This window comes from Leptolyngbya sp. GGD, assembly GCF_026735145.1.
Lineage (GTDB): Bacteria > Cyanobacteriota > Cyanobacteriia > Leptolyngbyales > Leptolyngbyaceae > Leptolyngbya > Leptolyngbya boryana.
Genome location: NZ_JAPQKE010000001.1, coordinates 1179095 through 1196991 on the forward strand (window position 1 = coordinate 1179095; position 17897 = coordinate 1196991).

Here is a 17897-nt window from a genome sequence, read left to right on the forward strand (position 1 = left end):
AGCGCGTTAATTGCAGTCTCTAGCTTGAATGAGCTAACCCCAAATGGTTCTGTAAAGCTTGTCGCATCACCTCGACTGGAACCTCTTGCTGAGTCCAGATTTTCAATGCTGCTGCACCTTGCTGAACGAGCATCTCTAATCCGTCGATCGCGGTTGCTCCCTGTTGCTGTGCCTGTTTTAAAAATCGCGTCGGATTCGGCACATAGATGAGATCATATGCGATCGCATTTTCTTGAATCCGTTCTGCTTGGTGATCCGTGATGGGAGAATCATCAAAATTCGGCGACATGCCGATCGGCGTTGTATTGACAATCAAATCGGCATGAGGCAACAGATCAGAAAGCTGATCCCAAGTGTGCGTCTTCAAAGCGCTTAAGTTCCAAGCTGCCTGAAATTCCTGAAGTTTACTGCGTCCCACTACATGAATTTCAGAACATCCTAACTCAGCACATCCGGCAACAACTGCCCGCGCCGCACCTCCATTTCCTAGGACAACTGCAACCGAGGGGGCGTGAGATCGCAAGGGCGCAAGAAATCCTGTGATATCGGTATTTGTTCCAATCCAGCCCGATTCCCCTTTCCACACGGTATTCACCGCGCCAATGGCTTTTGCTGCATCCGTAATTTCAGACAGCATAGGAATGATTGCCTGCTTATGCGGAATCGTAATACTAAACCCTTGCAAATCGATCGCGGCAAAACCTGCGATCGCAGGTTTCAAATCTCGAACTCGAAATGGAACATAGATAAAATCTAAGCCCATCTTCTCGATCGCAGCATTGTGCATGATTGGGGAGAGAGAATGCTCGATCGGATCGCCAATCACCCCCAGAAGTTTCGTTTTACCCGTTATTTGCTTCATTCTCAGGCTTGAGCAAATCGAGTTGCTTATGATCAGAGTCTTCTTCAGTTAACGTTGCTTCAGTCAGCGTCAAATCTGGAACAGCCATTGCCATTTCTTCGGGAGTCGGATCTGGAATAGGACGAATTCGACGAATCGGCAAATTTGCGATCAGCGAAGTCGATCGCTGATGATTTTCGAGTTGGAACTCCGTACCCTCATCCAATTCCACATATCGCGAAACGACATCTAGAATTTCCTTACGTAATTCTTCAACTAAATGCGGCGGCAAATCTGCTCGATCGTGGGCGAGGACTAGCTTCAATCGCCGTTTGACATCATTGCGGCTATTGTCGAACCCGCGAGGAAATATTCGTTCTAGAAATTCAGTGATCATTGGCTAAAGATGCAAACGGGATAAGCGAACAAGGACGGCCCAAAACACAGGGACTATTTTTTCTTAAATTTACCGAAGAGACGTGAAAAGAAGCCTTCGGGTGGAGCTTCGAGACTCATCAAGGGTACTCGTTCTCCCTCCAGACGACGCACAATATTGTCAAAAGCAGTCGCTGCCTGTGAGGGTGTTTCTGATAATACCAGCGGCTCACCTTTATTCGTTGAGACGATCACTTTTTCATCATCTGGGACGACGCCGAGCAATTGCACTGCCAGAATTTCCTGCACGTCTTCGACTGACATCATGTCGTTGGCTTGTACCATGCCTGGTCTGATCCGGTTGACAATGAGGTTAATCCGTTTGATGCCACTCGCTTCGAGCAGTCCAATCACGCGATCGCCATCTCGAACCGCCGCAATTTCCGGGGTCGTAACAATAATTGCTTCACGCGCAGCCGCGATCGCGTTTTGGAATCCCATTTCAATCCCAGCGGGACAGTCGATCAAGATATATTCATACACCCGTGCTAATGCATTCACCAGTTGCCGCATTTGATCCGGAGTCACGGCTTCTTTGGTGCGGTTTTGAGCCGCCGGAAGTAAGACCAAATTCTGAAAGCGTTTATCTTTGACTAAGGCTTGTTCGAGGCGGCATTGACCTGCCAAAACTTCGACCGCAGTATAGACAACCCGATTTTCCAGTCCCAGTAACAAGTCTAGATTTCTCAACCCAAAGTCAGCATCAATGACCGCCACTTTGCGTCGCCGTTTTGCAAGTGCCATGCCGAGATTGGCAGTTGTGGTGGTTTTGCCGACTCCACCTTTTCCGGAGGTAATTACGATGATACGCGCCATTAATTAAGATCAGCTTTTGAAAGGAACGGAGTTTGCCGATTACAGGTTTTATAGGATATCAGAATTCGGCATTTTTCTAAGCTCGAATTCTAAATTCATCGCAAAATAGAAAATCTTTCCGATTTTACGATCGCTTCAGCATAGCGCAAGCCAAAAAAGCAACATCGCTTCTCTACAAAGATTTACCGCTTTTGTGAATCATCGTTACGGTTTGCGAACCGCCTGAGAAAACGGCGGCTGGCAGTTCGGACAAAAATGTGCCGATCTCCCGGCTAATTTGACTCGCTCGATTGGGGTTTCACAGGTTCGGCAGCGATCTCCCTCTCGCCCATATACCCAAGCGATGCCGCCATAGTTACCATTCACACCCGATACATCCCGAAAGTCACTAAAACTCGTGCCGCGCGCGGCAATGCTATCTGTGAGCACTCGGATCACGTTGGCTCGCAGTCGTTGGGCTTGCCGAGGATTGAGATCAGCACAGAGCGTTTCTGGGTGAATTCCACTTAAAAATAAGGCTTCATCGGCGTAGATATTGCCGACTCCTGCGACAAGCATTTGATCGAGTAGAGCTGTTTTAATTGAGCGTTTTCGTCCCTGCAACTGCGCGTAAAAGTACTCGTCTGAAAATTCTGCCGAAAAGGGTTCGTGACCCAATCGTTGCAAGCCTGTGATGATGGTTTTGGGGTCTTGTTCCCCGATGACATGCCAGATTTGCCCAAACGTGCGCTGATCGACAAAGCGTAATTCTCGATCGTGCTCAAAAAAGAATCTCACGCGCGTGTGTTTCTGTAACGGTTCAGCTTGATTCATCCACAAAAGCTGCCCGGTCATTCGCAAATGCACGCCTAACCAACCGACCGGATCGAGTTTGGCAAGCAAATATTTGCCGTAGCGATGCCATTCTCGGATGGATAATCCGATCAGACCGTCGATGAATTCAGACGATAAAGGATGAGCGATCGTGCGATCGAGTAACACGGCTCCGCCTTGGATCGGTTGATGGAGCGTCACCTGATTGAGTCCTAATCGCACAGTTTCGACTTCAGGCAGTTCTGGCACAGAAAACTCACGGGGAATAAAAAATCGGGCAAGAACAAACAGAAGAAACGTTCTTGCCCGATTTATTGTATCAATTACAAAGCCGCGATTTCTCGCCCTTTGCTTATTTTGCTGCAGCTTTAGGAGCTTTCTTGGGTGCTTCGACTTCTTCAAGTTCGCTAAGGGCGAAGTTGTTGGTATTGACACCGCTGGCAGTACCGCTGTATCCGGTATAGTTCACCTTGTCAAAACGGACGATCACTGGATATTTGATACCGCTTTGGTCGATCGACGCAACTGTGCCGATGTCGCGATACCAGTAGGACTCTTTGCGCAAAATGCGGACTTTAGAACCACGTTGAACCATGATTGTTCTTTTCCCTTTATTTTGAAAATTAACGGACTCAGTGTGGCGATCAAATGCAAGAGCGGATGATGCCAGATTTGCCACACGATGGTCAATTTTCCCCAATTTACTACGCTATCTGAACGGTTCAGCGATTGGCTTCACAGGTTGAAACATTCTGAAACATTAGCGCGATCGCGAATCGGCAGATTGAGGGGAGAAATTTGCCGGGCTAGGCACGATCGAGAACTGTAATGCCTCGGGGAATGCGGGCTGCACTTGGGCTAATCGCTGCCGCGACGAGTGCACTAGACTGAGAACTTCGCCCTTTGTCGTGACTGATCCTGTGGAAGGACTGGGTGCAGATGGAGATAGCCCGGTCTTCATCGTCCGAGGATTGAGAGGTTGAGTCACTTTCGCGGTGACGACGGGAGCGCTCATGAGCTTTGCTTGACGATCGACTTGCGATCGCATTGTCGTGAAGTCATGCGTCGATTGGTGCAGCGCGCAATATACTTGCACTTGTTCTAAGCTTGCGCCGTCGGTTCCTGCGACTTCTCCAAGTTCTGAAGGGGGTGAGCAAAGGAAATCCGGCTTGGGATAATTGGATTTGAGAAAGCGCTCAACCGCAGAAATATGGAGCAAAATTTGTCCACCGATCGTTTTGAGACGCGTTGCTTCGGGAGTCGCTGCAGAGCGTTCCACACGATCGAGCAATCTGACTTGGTCTTGGGTCAATCGATGCGCTTCTCGCCAATAATCACGCGTTGCATCCTCAATGGGTGCGTTAGAGCGGGTACTTGCTCCGGCAAATGGTGCACTGAGCAAAAAACCAGCTGATGCTAGCCCGATCAAAAGAACATACCGCATATTTCTCCGTCCCGCTTTATCTGCCACAGGTACGATTTTCCTGTTTATCCAATTCATTCAACACTGAGAAAGGGTGGCTCTGCCGATCTACATCCGTATCTTTACGGGATTTTTAATTTTAGAGTTGTAGCATCTTTTGTAAATTTCAAGCCGCATCCTAATTTTCAAATTTTCGTATGCACTTCCGTGGGATTCTTTGTCGATCGCATAGACTCAGGATGGAGCATCGATCAAGCCTCGCAATGTATACCTACGCTTTCTTTAAAACACCAAGTTCGTCCCTACAGTTGAGTGAAGGGATCGCCGGAAGACTGGAAATCATTACGATTCAGGGTTTGTCTGCTTTAGTAGAACCAGATTTCGAGTTTGAGACGATCGAGAAGGATGATACGCAATTAGTCCAAGCTGTTTTGACGCACGATCGCGTGATCTGCGATTTGTTTTGGCAGGTGACAATTCTCCCGCTGCGATTTGGGACGCAGTTTTTATCGCGCGATCGCTTACTCAAACACTTATCAAAGAATGCAACCCAATATTTAGACAAGCTGAATCAGCTTGAAGGAAAAGCAGAGTATCGATTGAAATTAACGCCGATCGAGATAGAGCTACCAAACGATCCAGAGATGAACGGCAAACTAAAGGGACGAGAGTATTTTGAGGCAAAGCGACAGCAGTTCCAGTTACAACTCGATCAACAGGAATTGCAGCGGCAGGAATTTCAACGAATTCTGACTGAGATCGAGCAGACTTATCCCGATACGATGCTGAAGGCGGGGTCTGATGGAGTGGAGAAACTCTATTTATTAGTCAATAAGCAAGAAGAGATGGAGTTATATCAGCATTTGGAGGAATGGCAGCAGCAGTATCCCCATTGGGAGTTGGGATTAGGTGAGGCGTTACCGCCTTATCATTTTGTCTAACGTCGGGGTCTAACGTCTTGCCAAGACCAAACCGAAGCTCAGAACAATTAACGCAACTAAGGCAATCCAACCCGCATTACGACGAATCCAGACTCCGGGCTGCATCTCATATCGAGTGGGTGTACTCAGGATCGGTACGGTAATGTTGTGATACATGGTACATTCCCGTGCCTCTGGGCGCTGTGGATAGTTACAAGAATCATCTGCGTCATAAATGCAGGTTTTACACAGCGATTCAGTTCCGGTAGCACGGTGTAGGACAATACCGGGATGTCCATAGGCTTTGAGCGGTGTGCGACAGCGTGAACAGGCGATCGCGTTAGAGGGCATCGATTGACCACAACGAGGACAATTTGGCATGACTATCGGTAGCTTTACTTCACGGAATGTGCGTTAAATTTACGAACCTGATATTCTTTTTGCTCTAAAAATGGGAAGCTTTGTCCCATCGCTTTGACAAACCGTTGTTCAGTCTCTTCTAAGACCGAAGCCGGAACATTCTTCCACGCATCTTTTGTTTCCCAATGAATGACCATGGTTAATTCCGATTCATCCTGAGGATTCAACCAGATTTCTTTTCCAACATAGCCCGGATACTTTGAAAGTGTCGCTGTCCAAATCTCGGCATCTTTTTGAATATAAGTTTCTCTTAGCTCGATCGGAACTTTCACTTTCAACCATTCAATCACCATAGTTCTACCTGCAGAGGAATGACGTTAATCTGCTCAATCGACTAGCTTAGATTCTAACGCTTTCGGATAAGGCTAATGCTGAGGATGCAGGTTGAGGAGCAGTGGAAAACTGAGCTTACAGATTTAGTACGGGGTGCATCGGGCGGCTTCTTATTTGGAATTCCATTACTTTACACCATGGAAGTTTGGTGGATTGGCTCATATGTTAGTCCCGTGAGAATGCTATTCGCACTGGGATTCACTTTCTTAATTGTCTTTCTGCTGAATCAAACATCAGGGTTCAGAAATGATACGACGACACAAACCTTTGATGCGTTGAAAGATTCAGTTGAAGCTTTAGCGATCGGGATTGTCTGTAGTGGCTTAACGCTGGTTCTACTGCAAGAAATTACATTCAATGTGTCACTTTCAGGAGCCTTAGGAAAGCTGATCTATGAAAGTGTGCCTTTTACGCTTGGGGTCGCCTTGGCGAATCAATTTTTAGGCAAAGATCAATCGCGATTAGGAACCGATTCCAATCCCAAACAAGGTTCCAATCCCAAAAAAGGGAGTGCAACTCTATCAGATATTTCAGCCACTTTGATTGGCGCGCTGATCATTGCATTTAACATTGCGCCAACCGATGAAATTCCGATGCTCGCTTCGGCTGCAACTGGAGGCTGGTTACTCGCAATGATGGCAGCTTCTTTGGTGATTTCCTATTGCATTGTGTTCGCAGCAGGATTTGGTCGGCAAGCTCAACGATATCAGCATCAGGGGGTGTTTCAGCGCCCGTTCGGAGAAACGATCGCCGCTTATTTAGTCTCTCTGTTTGCTGCCATGTTAATGCTAGTATTTTTCCAAAAGCTGCACTTCGATGATCCGTGGCAGCTTTGGTTGAGATACACGATCTTATTAGGACTGCCTGCTGCGGTGGGGGGAGCAGCAGGACGGTTAGCAGCTTAGGAGGATGAGATGACAGACCGGAAACCTAGAACGATCGCGGAGTGGGTGACATTTGGGATTGCCAGTTCGATATTGAGCGCGATCGCAGGACTTGTGATCTATGTTTGGGCTTCTGAGCGCCACGAGCCGCCTGCGATTTCAATCGAACAGAATCAAGAGATTCGGCAAACTCAGGGTAAGTTCTATGTTCCGTTTGCGGTGACGAATACAGGTGGAGAAACTGTAGAGTCGCTGCAAGTGATTGCAGAATTGAGAGTGAACAATCAGATTGTTGAAGCAGGCGATCAACAGATTGATTTTTTATCGAAAGATGAGAAGGAAGAAGGCGCATTTGTGTTTCAGCGCGATCCGCGTTTGGGAGAATTAACTGTAAGAGTAACAGGTTATAAAATTCCTTAGAGAGTATTTGAGACCATCGCACTGATATTCTGGTTGATTCATCCAATTCGCGAGATTTGAGCTACCTCGCGAGAAATGCAAAAAAGTGCTGTGCTGAAATCCAAACTTAGGACGGAACGACTAAAAAAGAGACTTCTGTTGCTCCATAAAATTTGTCGAACTGAAGATTGCCGTGTTGCGTCAAGACTTCTCCTTGTCCACTGTAGATGCGCGAGACGCGAAAGCGATGATAGTTCCTGAGGAGCGATCGCAAAATGAGGTAATGGCTCTGACTATCTGAATAAAGTTGTCGATCGAGCTTGGGCAAAGAATACCAGGGACACGTCATATCTGCATGATGAGCATTGTGATACCCAAAATTGAGCAGGATTAGATTCAGCCAGGGATATTGATGAGAGATGATATTAGAAAAAGTGTTCGCTTGCTCATAGATATTGGCTTCCTCGCGAGAAATGTTTTGAAACTTTTGAGGTAAGGGAACTCCTACAGGTAGCGATTCATAAGTATGTTGAAACGCATCCATTAACCGTAGGATGTGAGTCATGCTGATATAAGCAACTAAATATAGAAGTAGCACTTTGAGAGAAATCGCCCCGAGTACAGCAAAGAGAGCGCTGCGAATCAAAAAAATCGAGACAACCCGAATGCGATCGTGTCTGCGCTCAAGTTGCCTAAAAGGAGCAAGCATCAAACGAATTCGCAAGAAGAATGCGAGCGAGGGAATGTAGAGCCACTCGCTTGCCAAAAAAGTAAATCTGAGGAGCGATGGTAGCGAGTCAAGAAACGCAACGAGATTGAATCGGCAATAGTCAATGCGATCGGTATGATGAGCAATGTGCATCTTCATTAACTCAGAGAATCGCACATAGCAACTTCCATTCAGCCACAGCATCACATTGCCTCCAAACGCATTCCAGCGCAGATGCGAGAAAACGTTAGCGTGCATAAACTCATGTGCAAGATAGGTTGCTAACGTTAAACTGTGAGTGAGAAGTAACACGCCAACAATGTTCAGCCAACTAGTAGGCAGTAAGAGAAGCCCAATTCCTGTACTATAACTGCTCAATGTATAAAAGATAGCGAGTCCATTCCAAAACAGCTTTAGGGAATGTAAATCTCGTTTTAAGTACATTGTTCTAGACACCATAAATAGATAGGCATAATTAAACATCAGTTCGGTGAGTTCTCTTGCTTCGTTACTGACCCACCCCGGAATGAATTCGGGGCTAGTTGAACGAAGTCCACTCAAGGGACTAACAGCCAATGATCACACCTTCTTCAGTGGGTTTCAACCCACTTCGTACAGTTAGCTCTGGAATTTCATTCCGGGGCGGGACGCAAACCAGAGCGGTAATCTTCCAATTTATCTCACCTTCCTACTTTTGATGACTTTAGGTTAGAGCGATCTGTTCGATGAGTTACCCCTCCTGAAATAGCACTGTACTCAGATATCGTTCTCCAAAGCTTGGCTGAATAAATACAATTAACTTCCCGGCATTCTCTGGACGCTTTGCTAGCTGAATTGCTGCACTCAAGTTCGCCCCCGCAGAAATGCCTGACAATAATCCTTCTTCGCGAGCTAAGCGACGACTATAGTAAATCGCATCCTCATCCTTAATTTGTATGACTTCATCAATCAGTTCAAGTCGCATCACATCCGGCACAAATCCTGCTCCAATCCCTTGAATCTTGTGCATTCCTGCTTGCCCACCGGATAGCACAGGACTATTTTTTGGCTCGACTGCGATCGCTTGAATCTCTGGTTTCTTCTGTTTGAGGGTTTCCGCTAATCCCGTAATCGTGCCGCCTGTCCCCACACCTGCAACTACGATATCAACCTGCCCATCGGTATCTGCCCAAATCTCCTCGGCAGTTGTTTCTCGATGAATTTTAGGATTCGCCGGGTTTTTAAATTGATTCAACATAAACGCATTGGGAATCGTCGCAACTAATTCCATGGCTCGATCGACGGCTCCCTGGCTAAATAGATGACCGGGTGTAAGTTCTAACTCCGCTCCGTAAGCTTTTAACATTGCCCGCCGTTCCATGCTCATTGTGTCTGGCATGGCAACAATCAAGCGATATCCTTTAGCAGCGGCAACCATTGCAAGCGCAATTCCAGTATTGCCTGTCGTTGGCTCGACTAAAACCGTTTTACCGGGTTCAATCAGACCTGCGGCTTCTGCCGCTTCAACCATGCTGATCCCAATGCGATCTTTGATAGAAGCGGCGGGATTCATCCCTTCTAGCTTCGCCACAATCTGTGCGATGCACCCTTCTGTTTGAGGAATGCGCTTGAGTCGGACGAGGGGAGTCCGACCAATAAGATCAGTGACATCATCGGCAATTCGCATGATTTTATCTCTGCAACTTGAACGGAAATTGCTAGCGGATTAGTCAACAATCATACTCCACTCAATGATGAGGTTGAGTGGAGGTGCTGCGCTCTTATTTCTGAAAGTCGTTTTACAAGGATTTCGCTGAGTTACCCTTTGGGTAATGGGACAAGGACATCGATAATTTGGGAAAACAGAAACGTGATACCAATTCCACAAATTACAAATCCAGTAGAGCGTAAGCTAGCAGAAACCTGTGATTGCTCAAGCAAACGTTTCCCTAACTTAAAGACAACCAGGACTACCCCCAACTGAATACAAGTAAAGCCGAGCAAATAGGCGAGCATCGGAGTCATCTGTGCTCCAAAAATTGCCTCGCCATAAGCATAGCCATGACAGACTCCTGCGATCGCACTCAGTCCAAAGACTGTTGTACTATTTAGGTCGTCTTTTCGAGTCAGCAAGATGCCTACAATGAGAATGGATGCAGCGATCAGGAGTTCAACCCCTGGCAAACTCAGTCCAATCAGGTGTAGTCCTGCTCCTAGCATTGCCGACAAGATAAACGCGATTGGAATCATAATCCCTTGTCGTTTCGCGACAGCTAAGAGTGCGATCGCGACGACGAATGCAAAGTGATCCACGCCAATGAGAGGGTGTGCTAGCCCCGACAGAAAGCCTTCAAAGAAGTTTCTCGGCATTTTTCCGTCCATCGCATGGTGAGCCATTGCGGGAGATGCGATCAGTAAAACACTGGCGATGCTTAGAAGAAGGACTCGCTTTGGTTGCAGAAGTTGACTGAAGGAAGCTAGTCTAGAAACCTTGCTTTGATTGATCATTCTGACCTCATGTATCGTACTTAGGATGTTATTGAATTGCAGAGAGAGCAGTCTTCTCTTGAGCAATCATTTCAGCCGTTCGCTGCTCTAGTTCTTCTGGCGAAATCAGATCAGAGTCTAACGTTAATCGCTCTAAAGCCAATAGCCAACGCATGTAATAGTCCCAATCCGGATCGTCTTTACAGTGAGTTGCTTCCCACTCTGCGATCGCAGTAATTAAGCCTTGGCGAAAATCTTCCCACTCATAGTGTCCTTTCTTAGAGAGCGCGATCGCCATCCCAAACGCGCGTCCTTCCCAAGGTCTTGCAAATAAAAGTTCTCCATTGCTGCGAGGCGGAGCATTCGGATCAACTAGCATACTCGCAGCCGCAAACTGCTCAAATTTGACCTGCATTTAACTCTCCCTCCGCTTTCTAAGCGGGAACAACAACTTTAGCTGCCCCTTGCATTGATTCAGGGGTAATGATGGCAGCAAGCTGCTCCTCTGTCCAACCCTCGGTTCCATCTGGGCGTTCTGGAACCACAAACCATCGGATTTGGGCGCTCGTATCCCAGACTCGAATTTCAGTCGATTCGGGAATGTCTAGCCCAAACTCTTGCAAGACTTTGCGAGGTTCGCGAATTGCTCTCGCTCGAAACGTCGGATCTTTGAACCAGTAGGGCGGCAGTCCTAACACAGGCCAAGGGTAGCAGGAACACATCGTACAAACAATGAGATTGTGAACGTCATCAGTATTCGCAACTGCTTTCATATGTTCACCTTCTGCGCCTGCCATGCCGCGTGGAAAATTCATCACTGCGATCGCAGACGGCGTATCTTCGAGCAATTGCTGCTTAAACTCTGGATCAACCCAGGCTTTTGCAACAATTTTGGCACCATTAAACGGTCCCATATCTTTCTCAAAAAACTCGATTACCTTGTCAACCGTTGCACTGGTAATGACCCCTTTCTCAATTAGCAACGACTCTAACGCTCTCACACGAGCAGCACTATAAGTTTCGCGATCAATGCTATCAGCCATGTCTCACATCCTTAATCAAACAAAATCAAGCGCACCCAAATTAAGCCGGATCTTCTAGATAGCCTTCAAAAATTTGGACGTAAATCCATGTTTTTGGCTCGGTCAAATTGCCCCAAATTTCGTGAGAATCAAATTTGACGTTGTAGATGGGCATCGGATCGCCGACTCCATCGCCTGTTGGGAAGTAATAGTTATAAGCCCCTTCATAGACCACATCAATCACTCCCTGCTTCGTGCGGAGGTAGCCTGGTAGCTTGCAGTGATCGGTTGGAGGTGGATTTCTGACCGTGACCACATCGCCAACCTTGAACTTCGGCTGAATGGCAACGTCACACTTCGGCGAATCTCCAACTCGCAAGTATTCCATCACTTGATCGTCGATCGCAGGTTCTTCTGCTTGAGGGAGCGGTGCATCTAGCTGTTCTAGGTAAGCTGCTGTTTTTGAATCCAGTTCTTCTTTAGAAACATAGCCAGATTCAACAAAGAAACCAGAGATGCCACCGAGCCACTTTTCGTAGTAGCGGTACTTGAAATAGTCGAAGGGGTTTAAACCTTCAGCACCTTTGCGAAGATGTCCCCACGTCCAGAAACTTTTGAACTGAGTCGGAACTGTCTTGACTGCTTCTAGATGATTACTTAACGCCATCATTGCCACATGAATGCCAAAGATGCGCTCTTCCCAAGGTTGCACAAAGACTCGCTTTTCAAAGCTAGAAGGTTCAAGTCCCTCAAGTCCACCCAGGTAGTGCTGTAGCTTCATTTTTTCGTTTCTCCTAATTGAACACGCAAAGGTGAATCACGATTTATCTAAACGCGGGACTGCTCTCTGGCGGAGATGGGTTGTGTGGTCATCGCATCTCCCCACATTTCGGAGAGATAGCCGAAGATTCCGCCTAAAATCATTGCTGCTGCTGCGACCAGTGCTGGATTTTCTAGTCCTGGAGTTGTAATCGCTTTCCCAGTTGCAATCGTAGTTCCAACGGTCGAGGCAAATCCCCAAACAATGGCAGGAATCGCCCTAAGTAGAGGAACTTTGGAAGCCTGCACCATCGCTGCACTGCCGATGCCAACACAGATTGCCGCGATCAAAGGATTGCTTCCCAAGGCTGAAATCGAGAGCAGTGTCAAAGATGCGATCGCAATTCCAGTGAGGTTAGAAGCAATGCTCTGCTTTAAGCCAGAAGATTTTCCCCCTAAGATAAAGAAGGATGCCCAAGCAATGAATGTCACCCACACGGGGACAAGAATCAATGTTGCTGTGAGATAAGTATCCAATGCTCCTAAAGCACCAATACTGACACTGTACGCATCTAGCTTTTTCATACCCTTCCTTCCTGTTTGTGAATGATTTAGAGAACCTTACCTAAGCGAAACTTAGGACAAACATGATTGAAATCCACTTTTCAGTTCTGATTCCGGCAACTCCCGCCCGATGAAAACCATCTCATTTCGGCGCAGTTCGTCAAATTTCCACGGGCGTCCCGGTCTTCCTTCTAGAAGCATATGAACCCCTTGCAGCACAAACCGTCGATCTTCATCGTCTACATTCAAGATGCCTTTCATCCGAAAAATATTTTGCCCTTGCATCTGAATGAGTTGGTTGAGCCAAGTGGTGAGCTTATCGCCATTGACGACCCCCGGTTCAACGATCGAAATCGAGAAAACAGTGTCATCATGCTCATGCGCGGCTTCATTGAGAAACTCTGGATCAATTGATAAAGCATTCTTGAGGTCAAAGGCTTTGACTCCTAAAATCGAGTCAATTTCTACATCGCAGTTGTGAGTTCGATAGATTTTGGCAAAGGCATTCATTGATCGAATTCGGTTTTCTATTGTTTCGATTTGTTGAGGAGAAACGAGATCAATCTTGTTGAGTAAGATAACATCTGCAAAAGCGACTTGTTCTTGAGCTTCACTGCTGTCCCAATGTTCCTCAATGTGTTTAGCATCGACAACCGTGACCACTGCGTCTAAGTGAGTTTTAAATCGCATGGTTTCATCGACGAAAAATGACTGAATCACAGGTGCTGGATCAGCTAATCCAGTTGTTTCAATCACCAAATGATCAAACTTTTCGCGCTTCTCCATCAAGCTGCCGATAATGCGAATTAAATCCCCCCGGACTGTACAACAAATGCAGCCATTATTCATTTCTAAGATTTCTTCATCTGCATTCAAGACAAGCTGACCATCGATTCCCACATCTCCAAATTCGTTCACAATCACAGCAACCTTTTTGCCATGTTCATAATGAAGAATGTGATTGAGCAGTGTCGTTTTTCCTGAGCCAAGATAACCTGTAATGATCGTAACGGGAATAGAGCTACTCAGCATACACAAATGCCTATAATTGCGAGCGGTTGAACGACTAAGTGGCTTGAAAGAATTTACTAACTGCGCCTTTTGCTTTGCTATATCTTACGCCTATTGATCTCATTAATGCTGGTTGAAAAAAGTAGTGGCTGAGACAAAAGAATTAGAAGGTTAAATTGTGTCTAAGATGAACAAAAAATTCAACTTTATTCATCATGAAACAATAATTTCTCCTTTCAGTTCTGATAACAAAGCCTTCTTTAAAAACTTTATCTCCTGATTTGACTGCAAGTTTTATTTCTCAATGTCGAAAAGCTTAATTGAAGCAATAAATAGAAGTCAAAGCATTTTTGATATCGTATCTATCATCAAAATAGATAGATACGATACCTTCTCTTTGTCCATTGTCTGAAAAAATCCTGTTTACTACCATTCACACCCCTTTTCCTGGACTTATGGAACGAAAGCGTCAAAGCAAGATCAAGCTGGCGCAACTTCATGCTTTTATTGCAGTTGCAGAACACAATAGCTTCAGTGAGGCGGCTCTTGAGTTGGAGGTGGCGCAGTCAGCCGTAAGTAATGCGATCGCAGCACTCGAATCAGATCTCGGGATTGTTTTATTTTCTCGTGGGCGTTATGGTGCAGAACTGACTCCCGCCGGAGAGAGGGTGCTTACCCATGCTCAACAGATCGTACATCTGCAAGGACAAATCTTGAAAGAGGCAAATTTGCTGCGGGGTCTTCAAGGAGGCAAGGTGCGCCTGACCTCGATTCGCAGCGTTGCAACTCACCTGCTTCCAACAATTATTGCCCAGTTTCAACGACAGTTTCCAGGAATCACGGTGAGTGTGATCGAGCAGTTTGATGAACAGAGCATTGAGGATGACTTGTGTAAAGGACATGCTGACATTGGGTTTACAGATGACTTGATGACGGATGAGTTTGAAACTTGGGAGTTTTTGCAGGATGAGTTTGTGGTGCTACTTCCCTTGTCTTACACAGAACCACCCTTCAAGTTGGGGTGGGAGCACCTAAAATCCTATCCCCTGATCGTCGCGACGAATGGATTCACCTCTGACAAGTATGCTTACGAACACTGTGCGAGATTTTGCAGATCGATTCAACCTGTCTATCAAGCGAAATCTGACTCAACTGTTGTCAATATGGTTGCCCAAGGTCTAGGCGTTGCGATTCTGCCTCGTCTAGCGGCTGAACCCATCCCACCCAATGTTGAAGTTCGTAGCTTGCCGATCCCCTTTTTTAGAACCATTCGGATGGCGATCGTCGCAAATCGTCCCCTTTCTCCTCATGCCTTTGCGTTCATGGAATCCTTGAAATCCTCGACAGGTTGCTTCAACTCATCTTCTCTAGGACGGGCTAGCTAGCACGAGATTCTGCTCCCGATTTGCACAATCTACAGCTTTCACAAGCCGAACTATCAACCCTCTCTAACTTCAATCCACTCAGTCGTTTCCAGACTCTACTAGGATAGAATGTTAGCTACTATCGCTTTGTTTTAAATTGAAATGAGCATGATTGAACCAGTCATCCGGCAGCAGTATGACCAAATGTCGGCGATCTATGATCAACGCTGGAGCCAATATATTTCCAATACGCTCAATTTTTTGAAAGCTTGGGCAGAGCTTGCCCCAACTGACAAAGTGCTGGATGTCGCCTGTGGTACTGGAGAGTTTGAGCAGTTGATTCTGACCGAACACTCAGAACAAAATATGGTCGGAGTAGATATCTCTGAAAAAATGCTAGCGATCGCACAACAAAAACTGCAAGCTTATCCAAACGTCACGCTTTCTCTAGCATCTGCGGAACACTTACCCTTTGCGGATCAAAGCTTTGATGTCATTGTTTCTGCAAGTGCTTTCCATTATTTCGAGAATCCCGCGATCGCGCTTGCAGAGATGAAACGGGTACTGAAACCGAATGGGAAAATCATGATTCTCGATTGGTGTAAAGACTATTTGCTGTGCCGGATCTGTGATCTAATCTTAAAAGTCACTGATCCGGCTCATCAGCAGTGCTATACCCAAGCTGAATTGCACGGTTTCCTGAAGGCTTCAGGCTTTGACATTACTCGTGCAACGAAAGTTCGGTTTGGTCTAGTCTGGGGAATGATGGTCGCGACTGCTTCGCCAAAGTTAAACTAGCACCAGGATTGTTCGTCGGGTGGATTGTGTAGCAGTTCTCGGATATTTGCTTCGATCACCCGATAACCTACATTGCCGTTGAGCCTTTGCCGTCCTTCGTTAAAGATCAGCGTTGGACTCACTGCAACCGTATGCTCTTTTACTAAGTCAAGATCTTTTGAGAGTTGGGCATAAGCTTCCCCACTATCAATTTGTGCCTGAATCTCTGCAATCGGCAGTCCCAATTTCTCGGCAATTTCTAATTGAACTGCGCGATCGCCAACATTTGCCAAGTGCGTGAAGAACTGTTCTCGGAACGTCCAGATTGCTTTTTCAAAGACCTTTTCTGACTTTGGAATGATGCCCTTGAGTTCGAGTAACTGAATCGCGTGAAGAAACAAGTGACAAGATGTGGAGGATGGAGGAACTACTGCTGTCCAAATCTCAGGGTGAACGGTAATGTGATTGAACTTTCCCGCCACATCTTGAACATGCTGACTATATCCTTGGAAGCCACCTTTATCCCGCCAGCGTTGCTCTAACTTTTCCCGAGCATTACCAAAAATGGGAACGAAATGATACTCGATCGCAATCTTGTCTTGAAAATTCGTTTTCAGTTCATCTAAACGAACTTGAGCGATGTAGGCCCAAACACAAAGAACATCTGAGAAGTAAGAAATGCGAATAGGTTGCATGAGCTTCTCCAATAGCAGTCATGATTGACTCTATGCTGTTAATGCCGATCTTAGCAACTGACGTACGGCATCAAAATGGCGCTGCAATCGGGTAGGCTCACTGTATAAGCGCCCAAGCAATAGCGCACCTTCGATCATGACGAGTAATTGTTCTGCTAAACTATCGGGGTCGATGTCCGGCTTGAGCTGATTTTGTCCGGCTTTCAGCGATCGAGCAATGGTGGCTTGCCATTCGTCAAACACTTGCATCAGATGATGCTGAAATGCCACATCTTGCTTGACGACTTCCACGATTAAATTTCCTAAAAAGCAACCTGCGCAATCGGGTTCAGCCAAATGCTTGGCTTCAAGTTGATCAATCATCCAAAAGACTTGAGCGATCGGATCATTCGAGGATGCTTGCGCGGGGTCAAGCACAGCAGTTTTGATCTGATGCCATTTAAAGTCAATCAGCGCGTGAGCCAATTCATCTTTTGACCCAAAGTAGTTGTAGAAACTACCCGAGGACATGCCGCTCGCTGCGAACAGTTCCTTCAGTCCGGTTGACTGAAAACCTTGATGATGAATCAGAGCCTCAACAGCAAACAAAATATCTTCACGGGTACGTTTCAGATTGACCATGCGCTTGTCATTGAACGACGGTTAGCTTCTCCAATATTATGGCAGACACGAGCCTCGCTGCTTTCGTTTGAGCTATTTAAGACTTCAACGAGAAGAGCGAGTTACCCTTCCTGATTTACCACTTCTTATAGGGTAAGAACTTTCCGTTCATGATTACTTTGACGCGATCGCCTTTTGGATCTTCGATTTTTTCGATGTCTAACGTGAAGTCGATCGCGCTCATGATTCCATCTCCGAATTTTTCGTGGATGATCTCTTTCATCGGCATTCCGTAGACTTGCATGATTTCGTAGAACCGATAAATCAAGGGGTCGGTGGGAACGATCGGACCTAATCCTTTTGACGTAGAAGCCGTGAGTTCTGGTACGAGATCTTGGCTCAAATCCAACGCATGGAGTAACTTGCTTGCTTCGTCTTCAGAGGCAGTCGCTTGCCCATAAAACAGGGCGGCAATCCAAACTTCGTCACGGTTGAGAATCGTTTCTAAATCCGTGAAACTGATGCCTTTTGCTTTTTTAGCTGCAAGCAATTTCTGAGTCATTGCCGGAAATTCGGTACTTGACATAGTTCAATTTCTCCAAATCACAGATCAATCGTCTAGTTACACTTCAAAGCGCTTCAGCAG

24 protein-coding genes are annotated in these 17897 nt (G+C 46.3%); 5 read left to right on the plus strand and 19 right to left on the minus strand.

Features of this window, described 5'->3' with window-relative positions:
• Nucleotides 1-19: 19 nt before the first annotated feature.
• From OU814_RS05550 to OU814_RS05575, 6 genes are all read right to left on the minus strand, one after another.
• Nucleotides 20-862, minus strand: coding sequence for a shikimate dehydrogenase (locus OU814_RS05550; protein WP_268181159.1), 843 nt, complete (start codon nucleotides 860-862; stop codon nucleotides 20-22).
• Nucleotides 843-1238, minus strand: coding sequence for a cell division topological specificity factor MinE (gene minE, locus OU814_RS05555; protein ID WP_017289987.1), 396 nt, complete (start codon nucleotides 1236-1238; stop codon nucleotides 843-845). Before minE ends, OU814_RS05550 begins: the two co-directional genes overlap by 20 nt.
• Nucleotides 1239-1291: 53 nt before the next feature.
• Nucleotides 1292-2092 (minus strand): septum site-determining protein MinD, encoded by an 801-nt coding sequence (minD, locus tag OU814_RS05560; RefSeq protein WP_017289986.1) that lies wholly within the window; start codon nucleotides 2090-2092, stop codon nucleotides 1292-1294.
• 204 nt (nucleotides 2093-2296) lie between these two features.
• Complete coding sequence (locus OU814_RS05565) at nucleotides 2297-3154, minus strand: DNA-formamidopyrimidine glycosylase (protein ID WP_268181161.1); 858 nt, start codon at nucleotides 3152-3154, stop codon at nucleotides 2297-2299.
• Between the two features lie 103 nt (nucleotides 3155-3257).
• Nucleotides 3258-3584 carry a photosystem I reaction center subunit IV gene (locus OU814_RS05570; RefSeq protein WP_225885677.1) on the minus strand — a complete coding sequence of 109 codons (327 nt, stop codon included), beginning with the start codon at nucleotides 3582-3584 and terminating at the stop codon, nucleotides 3258-3260.
• A gap of 81 nt (nucleotides 3585-3665) precedes the next feature.
• Nucleotides 3666-4376, minus strand: a complete 711-nt coding sequence (locus OU814_RS05575) for a hypothetical protein (protein ID WP_268181163.1) — start codon at nucleotides 4374-4376, stop codon at nucleotides 3666-3668.
• Between the two features lie 215 nt (nucleotides 4377-4591).
• Between OU814_RS05575 and OU814_RS05580 the strand changes: the two genes are divergently transcribed.
• Nucleotides 4592-5269 (plus strand): GvpL/GvpF family gas vesicle protein, encoded by a 678-nt coding sequence (locus tag OU814_RS05580; RefSeq protein ID WP_268181165.1) that lies wholly within the window; start codon nucleotides 4592-4594, stop codon nucleotides 5267-5269.
• Nucleotides 5270-5278: 9 nt separating this feature from the next.
• On the opposite strand, the gene OU814_RS05585 is transcribed toward OU814_RS05580, so the two are convergent.
• On the minus strand, nucleotides 5279-5629 hold the full coding sequence (locus OU814_RS05585; RefSeq protein WP_268181166.1) for a zinc ribbon domain-containing protein: 351 nt from the start codon (nucleotides 5627-5629) through the stop codon (nucleotides 5279-5281).
• A gap of 14 nt (nucleotides 5630-5643) precedes the next feature.
• A complete protein-coding gene (locus OU814_RS05590; RefSeq protein WP_017289981.1) occupies nucleotides 5644-5961 on the minus strand; it encodes a TIGR03792 family protein in 318 nt (105 codons plus the stop codon).
• 75 nt (nucleotides 5962-6036) lie between these two features.
• Between OU814_RS05590 and OU814_RS05595 the strand changes: the two genes are divergently transcribed.
• A complete protein-coding gene (locus OU814_RS05595; protein ID WP_268181167.1) occupies nucleotides 6037-6906 on the plus strand; it encodes a TIGR02587 family membrane protein in 870 nt (289 codons plus the stop codon).
• Between the two features lie 9 nt (nucleotides 6907-6915).
• The gene (locus tag OU814_RS05600) at nucleotides 6916-7305 is read left to right on the plus strand and encodes a TIGR02588 family protein (protein WP_268181168.1); all 390 of its coding nucleotides are present in this window, start codon (nucleotides 6916-6918) and stop codon (nucleotides 7303-7305) included.
• A gap of 106 nt (nucleotides 7306-7411) precedes the next feature.
• Here the strand turns inward: OU814_RS05600 and OU814_RS05605 are convergent, their stop codons facing one another.
• The 8 genes from OU814_RS05605 to OU814_RS05640 form a co-directional block, all read right to left on the minus strand.
• The gene (locus OU814_RS05605; RefSeq protein ID WP_268181170.1) at nucleotides 7412-8569 is read right to left on the minus strand and encodes a fatty acid desaturase family protein; all 1158 of its coding nucleotides are present in this window, start codon (nucleotides 8567-8569) and stop codon (nucleotides 7412-7414) included.
• A 154-nt stretch (nucleotides 8570-8723) separates the two neighbouring features.
• Nucleotides 8724-9659, minus strand: a complete 936-nt coding sequence (gene cysK, locus OU814_RS05610; protein WP_268181172.1) for a cysteine synthase A — start codon at nucleotides 9657-9659, stop codon at nucleotides 8724-8726.
• Between the two features lie 131 nt (nucleotides 9660-9790).
• Nucleotides 9791-10480 (minus strand): HupE/UreJ family protein, encoded by a 690-nt coding sequence (locus OU814_RS05615; protein WP_190652145.1) that lies wholly within the window; start codon nucleotides 10478-10480, stop codon nucleotides 9791-9793.
• A 28-nt stretch (nucleotides 10481-10508) separates the two neighbouring features.
• Nucleotides 10509-10874, minus strand: coding sequence for a nitrile hydratase accessory protein (locus OU814_RS05620; RefSeq protein WP_268181173.1), 366 nt, complete (start codon nucleotides 10872-10874; stop codon nucleotides 10509-10511).
• A gap of 19 nt (nucleotides 10875-10893) precedes the next feature.
• A complete protein-coding gene (nthA, locus tag OU814_RS05625; protein WP_268181175.1) occupies nucleotides 10894-11502 on the minus strand; it encodes a nitrile hydratase subunit alpha in 609 nt (202 codons plus the stop codon).
• Between the two features lie 40 nt (nucleotides 11503-11542).
• Entirely contained in the window at nucleotides 11543-12262 is a 720-nt protein-coding gene (gene nthB, locus OU814_RS05630) for a nitrile hydratase subunit beta (protein WP_017289973.1), read from the minus strand.
• A gap of 47 nt (nucleotides 12263-12309) precedes the next feature.
• A complete protein-coding gene (locus OU814_RS05635) occupies nucleotides 12310-12825 on the minus strand; it encodes a DUF1097 domain-containing protein (RefSeq protein WP_017289972.1) in 516 nt (171 codons plus the stop codon).
• A 51-nt stretch (nucleotides 12826-12876) separates the two neighbouring features.
• On the minus strand, nucleotides 12877-13836 hold the full coding sequence (locus tag OU814_RS05640; RefSeq protein ID WP_017289971.1) for a CobW family GTP-binding protein: 960 nt from the start codon (nucleotides 13834-13836) through the stop codon (nucleotides 12877-12879).
• 434 nt (nucleotides 13837-14270) lie between these two features.
• On the opposite strand from OU814_RS05640, the gene OU814_RS05645 reads away from it, so the two are divergent.
• A complete protein-coding gene (locus OU814_RS05645) occupies nucleotides 14271-15200 on the plus strand; it encodes a LysR family transcriptional regulator (RefSeq protein ID WP_017289970.1) in 930 nt (309 codons plus the stop codon).
• Nucleotides 15201-15347: 147 nt separating this feature from the next.
• Nucleotides 15348-15977, plus strand: a complete 630-nt coding sequence (locus tag OU814_RS05650; RefSeq protein WP_268181177.1) for a class I SAM-dependent methyltransferase — start codon at nucleotides 15348-15350, stop codon at nucleotides 15975-15977.
• On the opposite strand, the gene OU814_RS05655 is transcribed toward OU814_RS05650, so the two are convergent.
• The 3 genes from OU814_RS05655 to cynS form a co-directional block, all read right to left on the minus strand.
• The gene (locus OU814_RS05655; RefSeq protein ID WP_268181179.1) at nucleotides 15974-16651 is read right to left on the minus strand and encodes a DsbA family oxidoreductase; all 678 of its coding nucleotides are present in this window, start codon (nucleotides 16649-16651) and stop codon (nucleotides 15974-15976) included. The two genes, OU814_RS05650 and OU814_RS05655, sit on opposite strands and share 4 nt — an antisense overlap.
• A gap of 30 nt (nucleotides 16652-16681) precedes the next feature.
• Nucleotides 16682-17272 carry a TetR/AcrR family transcriptional regulator gene (locus OU814_RS05660; RefSeq protein WP_268181180.1) on the minus strand — a complete coding sequence of 197 codons (591 nt, stop codon included), beginning with the start codon at nucleotides 17270-17272 and terminating at the stop codon, nucleotides 16682-16684.
• Between the two features lie 115 nt (nucleotides 17273-17387).
• A complete protein-coding gene (gene cynS, locus OU814_RS05665) occupies nucleotides 17388-17837 on the minus strand; it encodes a cyanase (RefSeq protein ID WP_017289966.1) in 450 nt (149 codons plus the stop codon).
• Between the last annotated feature and the right edge of the window lie 60 nt (nucleotides 17838-17897).

Bases quoted from the DNA above. Each gene is read 5' to 3' on its own strand.
- OU814_RS05550 (WP_268181159.1), bottom strand. From the start codon at position 862: ATGAAGCAAATAACGGGTAAAACGAAACTTCTGGGGGTGATTGGCGAT.
- minE (WP_017289987.1), bottom strand. From the start codon at position 1,238: ATGATCACTGAATTTCTAGAACGAATATTTCCTCGCGGGTTCGACAAT.
- minD (WP_017289986.1), bottom strand. From the start codon at position 2,092: ATGGCGCGTATCATCGTAATTACCTCCGGAAAAGGTGGAGTCGGCAAA.
- OU814_RS05580 (WP_268181165.1), top strand. From the start codon at position 4,592: ATGTATACCTACGCTTTCTTTAAAACACCAAGTTCGTCCCTACAGTTG.
- OU814_RS05585 (WP_268181166.1), bottom strand. From the start codon at position 5,629: ATGCCAAATTGTCCTCGTTGTGGTCAATCGATGCCCTCTAACGCGATC.
- OU814_RS05590 (WP_017289981.1), bottom strand. From the start codon at position 5,961: ATGGTGATTGAATGGTTGAAAGTGAAAGTTCCGATCGAGCTAAGAGAA.
- OU814_RS05595 (WP_268181167.1), top strand. From the start codon at position 6,037: ATGCTGAGGATGCAGGTTGAGGAGCAGTGGAAAACTGAGCTTACAGAT.
- OU814_RS05600 (WP_268181168.1), top strand. From the start codon at position 6,916: ATGACAGACCGGAAACCTAGAACGATCGCGGAGTGGGTGACATTTGGG.
- cysK (WP_268181172.1), bottom strand. From the start codon at position 9,659: ATGCGAATTGCCGATGATGTCACTGATCTTATTGGTCGGACTCCCCTC.
- OU814_RS05615 (WP_190652145.1), bottom strand. From the start codon at position 10,480: ATGATCAATCAAAGCAAGGTTTCTAGACTAGCTTCCTTCAGTCAACTT.
- OU814_RS05620 (WP_268181173.1), bottom strand. From the start codon at position 10,874: ATGCAGGTCAAATTTGAGCAGTTTGCGGCTGCGAGTATGCTAGTTGAT.
- nthA (WP_268181175.1), bottom strand. From the start codon at position 11,502: ATGGCTGATAGCATTGATCGCGAAACTTATAGTGCTGCTCGTGTGAGA.
- nthB (WP_017289973.1), bottom strand. From the start codon at position 12,262: ATGAAGCTACAGCACTACCTGGGTGGACTTGAGGGACTTGAACCTTCT.
- OU814_RS05635 (WP_017289972.1), bottom strand. From the start codon at position 12,825: ATGAAAAAGCTAGATGCGTACAGTGTCAGTATTGGTGCTTTAGGAGCA.
- OU814_RS05640 (WP_017289971.1), bottom strand. From the start codon at position 13,836: ATGCTGAGTAGCTCTATTCCCGTTACGATCATTACAGGTTATCTTGGC.
- OU814_RS05645 (WP_017289970.1), top strand. From the start codon at position 14,271: ATGGAACGAAAGCGTCAAAGCAAGATCAAGCTGGCGCAACTTCATGCT.
- OU814_RS05650 (WP_268181177.1), top strand. From the start codon at position 15,348: ATGATTGAACCAGTCATCCGGCAGCAGTATGACCAAATGTCGGCGATC.
- OU814_RS05655 (WP_268181179.1), bottom strand. From the start codon at position 16,651: ATGCAACCTATTCGCATTTCTTACTTCTCAGATGTTCTTTGTGTTTGG.
- OU814_RS05660 (WP_268181180.1), bottom strand. From the start codon at position 17,272: ATGGTCAATCTGAAACGTACCCGTGAAGATATTTTGTTTGCTGTTGAG.
- cynS (WP_017289966.1), bottom strand. From the start codon at position 17,837: ATGTCAAGTACCGAATTTCCGGCAATGACTCAGAAATTGCTTGCAGCT.